The sequence below is a fragment of the Paraneptunicella aestuarii genome, assembly GCF_019900845.1.
Taxonomy (GTDB): domain Bacteria; phylum Pseudomonadota; class Gammaproteobacteria; order Enterobacterales; family Alteromonadaceae; genus Paraneptunicella; species Paraneptunicella aestuarii.
On the sequence record NZ_CP074570.1, the window covers coordinates 2,644,810 to 2,648,228 of the forward strand.

General features: G+C 37.1%; 2 protein-coding genes. Both read right to left on the minus strand.

The features are described 5' to 3' along the window. Positions 1-217: 217 nt before the first annotated feature. Complete coding sequence (fabD, locus tag KIH87_RS10485; protein WP_232357844.1) at positions 218-1,393, minus strand: ACP S-malonyltransferase; 1,176 nt, start codon at positions 1,391-1,393, stop codon at positions 218-220. Positions 1,394-1,556: 163 nt separating this feature from the next. Further along, on the minus strand, positions 1,557-2,126 hold the full coding sequence (locus KIH87_RS10490; RefSeq protein WP_232357845.1) for a YdeI/OmpD-associated family protein: 570 nt from the start codon (positions 2,124-2,126) through the stop codon (positions 1,557-1,559). Positions 2,127-3,419: the final 1,293 nt, after the last annotated feature.

Genomic DNA, 3,419 nt, shown 5'->3' on the forward strand with positions numbered 1-3,419 from the left:
GATTGCCCTTGGTTGAAAAGGGAAAAGAATAATAATTGTGATAATTACCCCGTGCTCGGGTTAATTAACAAGCGCTCAGCATCTAAAATGGATTAAGAGTATTTTTCTAGCAACCTCCCCACCAACCATCAACAATACGTGATATGTCTTTAAACTAAATAGTTGGGGAGGCTTATGGGTGACTGAAGTGTAAAGATGTTACTTAGTTTTCAAACACTTACACCAATGTGATTTCATCAAGATCAAAATAACCACGATACCCTTTCATATAAATCGCCGCTCTATGACCAAATAAAACTACGGCATGGCTTTTGGTTTCCAACTCACCAAATTGATCAAAATTGGACTTAACCTTTACTCCCACCGGATTGTTACGGTTCCACTCGTCAACTTTCTGTTGTGCAAACGTCAGTTGATCAATCGGCGTATTGCTATAGCCCGTAGAAGCTGCATTTATAACCTTACTGTTAACAGCATAAGCATTTGTCTTCACCAGCGTTTCCTTGGCGTCGTCCTGGGCAGAATCGACCTTGGGTAGCTCTCGCAAAATTGAAAGATAGATTTTTGTCAGTACATCACCACTCCCTATCTCTACAAACTCCATCTCATCAGAGGCACTTTTAGCATGATTGATGAGATACTGAATACTATCAGACCAGCGTACCCCAGAGGCTAATTGTGCAGACATGTTTTTAACCACATCTTCGTTATTATAAGGTCTCGCCGTCACATTGGAGATAACCGGAATTTTAAGCTCTGAAAACTCAAATTGTTTTAGGTACTCAGAAAACTGTTCTTTTATAGGCTCCATAAATCGAGAATGAAAAGCACCACTGGTATTGAGGGGATAATATGCCATTCCAGCTTCTTGAAAACAGGCCTGTGCCTGAGCAATTTCTTTCTTTGCTCCAGAAATGACGATCTGAGACGGCGTATTATAATTAGCCAGATCGATATTATGTAAACCGTTCTTCTCCAAAACTGACTCTATTTGTTCTTTAGAGCCACGTAAAATGGCAGCCATAGCACCTTCCGGGGCCTGGCTCATTAATTCTCCTCTTTTCTTTACGAGCTTTAGTCCAGTCTCGAAATCAAAGCCCCCAGCGGCAAGCAAGGCGTTAAACTCGCCAAGGCTATGCCCGGCAACAAAATCCGGCTCCACACCCGTATCTTGCAACGCTTTGTAATATGAAAGTGCATTGACAACATAAAGTGCAGGTTGGGTAAATTGTGTTTCATTAATCTTTTTACCCGGATCTTCAAGGCATAACTCTTTAATGGAAAAGCCAAGGATATTATCTGCTTTCTTTGTTAACTCAGCAAATCGCTCAAACAACCCTTCTCCCATCCCCTTCGACTGAGAACCTTGACCAGGAAACATATATGTTTTCATTAATCATCTCCTTCAAAATACATTTGTGGTGCATTTCAAAATCTATTTATTCAAATATATGAATACGGGGACAGGAACATTGTGAGATATAAAGAAAAATAATAGCCTTGAAAACACAAGACTCTTTTTCTTACCAAAGCAACCAATCTCTGTGAGTGATAGGCTATTTACCACCAAGGAATGGGATTTTTTTCCCTTCTTCCGATGATGTAATGAGAACATCCAAACGGCGAAGACGAGTATCTTCTCTTTTGGCACTCATTACCCACCATATAGTGTCTCGTTTGTATGATGGTGCAAGATCAGAAAAATACTGCCATGCTTTTGGATTCTCCCTGAGCTTTTGTTCATATTCGTCATCAAGCTCTAAATTTCTCTTGTCAGAAGAGTAACCTTCGGAGTCTGTCCGGCTATTGAATAGCTTCAAGCCTTCCGGCTTCATCTTTCCAAGCTTTATCAATTCCTCGACTTTCTTAACATTGACCGCACTCCAGACACTATCCGACTTTCGTGGCGTAAAACGAATTTTATAACTCTGTTCATCAATGCTTTTTCGTAATCCATCAATCCATCCAAAGCAAAGCGCAACATCAACAGACTCAGACCATGTTTGGCAAACTTTTCCTGATTCTTTTTTATAAAAACCAACCCAGACTTCACTTGCCTTTCTATGATTTTGCTCTAACCATTCGCTAAACTCTTCTGACTCTTTGAAAAAGAGTATATCTAACACCCTAAAGCCTCCAATTAGATTAAATTATTTCTACCGTTCAATATAGCTGCTTTATAGGATACAAATAATTCACCTTAGAAAGAAGTCTATTCCGTATTCATTACGTGAAATGGAGTCTTATTGTTGAAGAAATAAGCTAAACTGTTTTTACATCAAAGATTTATTTTAAATGTCGCATGCACTGCCGAATCATACTTTAATTGACTCCAACTGATATTTGAGAGTTTAAGTATAACCGTATGAATATTATCCATTACTTTAGAGTGTCTCAGGATATGGGGATTACTGGTTTGATTCATTCAGACATGCTACCGCCCTTGAGTCCACCCAATATAATCAACAACTACAACTAGTGATAAGGGGTATCAAAAAATCCATAAGAAAATGATTAATCATTAAACATTTTCAAATCATTACTTATTGATACTTTTCTTCCTTTTTTGACTTCGCATATATCTCTCTATTACATACAAAGCCTTCAAATCTATTTTTATTTACAGCAATACATACAACATAAAGAGCTTCAGCTCTTAAGGATTTTGAATTTAGAGATGAACTTAAAATATCCTTATCACTAATTTGCTTTTAAAAAAGCCAGCTGTATTAACAACACTATATTTTGGCAATTAAAAAATAAGCAGCATTAAAAAACACCACTTCAGAACCAGCCAAACCTCACCAACCAAAGCTGAGAAGGCATCAAAGCCGATTATTTACTTACCTTTACTTTAAGAGCGAATATCTGAAAAAAGCCAAATAATCATTCACTTTTTTTCGATATAAGAAAAAATCGCGCTTATGTTAACCAAAAAAAAATTAACCATCAAGGGCAATAAAGTATCAAATAATGACTAAATTAAAATCAAACACAATTATTTGATTCCAATCAATAAAGAAACTTAACATTATTTTAACACTTGATGATTTCTTGGGCGATGTAACCAGTAGAGGAATGAGGCGAGAATTATTGCAATCCTATGATTATTACTCATGCATAGAAGTCAAAATATAATTATTAAATTCACCTGAATATAAATGGAAAACTATTAAATACGTCATTGACTGAAACAAAGGGATATTTTAGCTACCGGATTTAACAGGTTAATTTTGAGGGCTTTGGCTCTTTCTCTCAAAGCGTTGGCGAATGTGCTGCGGTAGAACACCAATGGAAACATTAACTGATGGAAAACGGGTTTGGGCTGAAAAGAATTTAGCTCAAATCTAATCTGACAACGGCACCAGAAAAACTGGGTAACTGTCAGATCAAGTCTGAGCTAGTACAATTAAAACAAG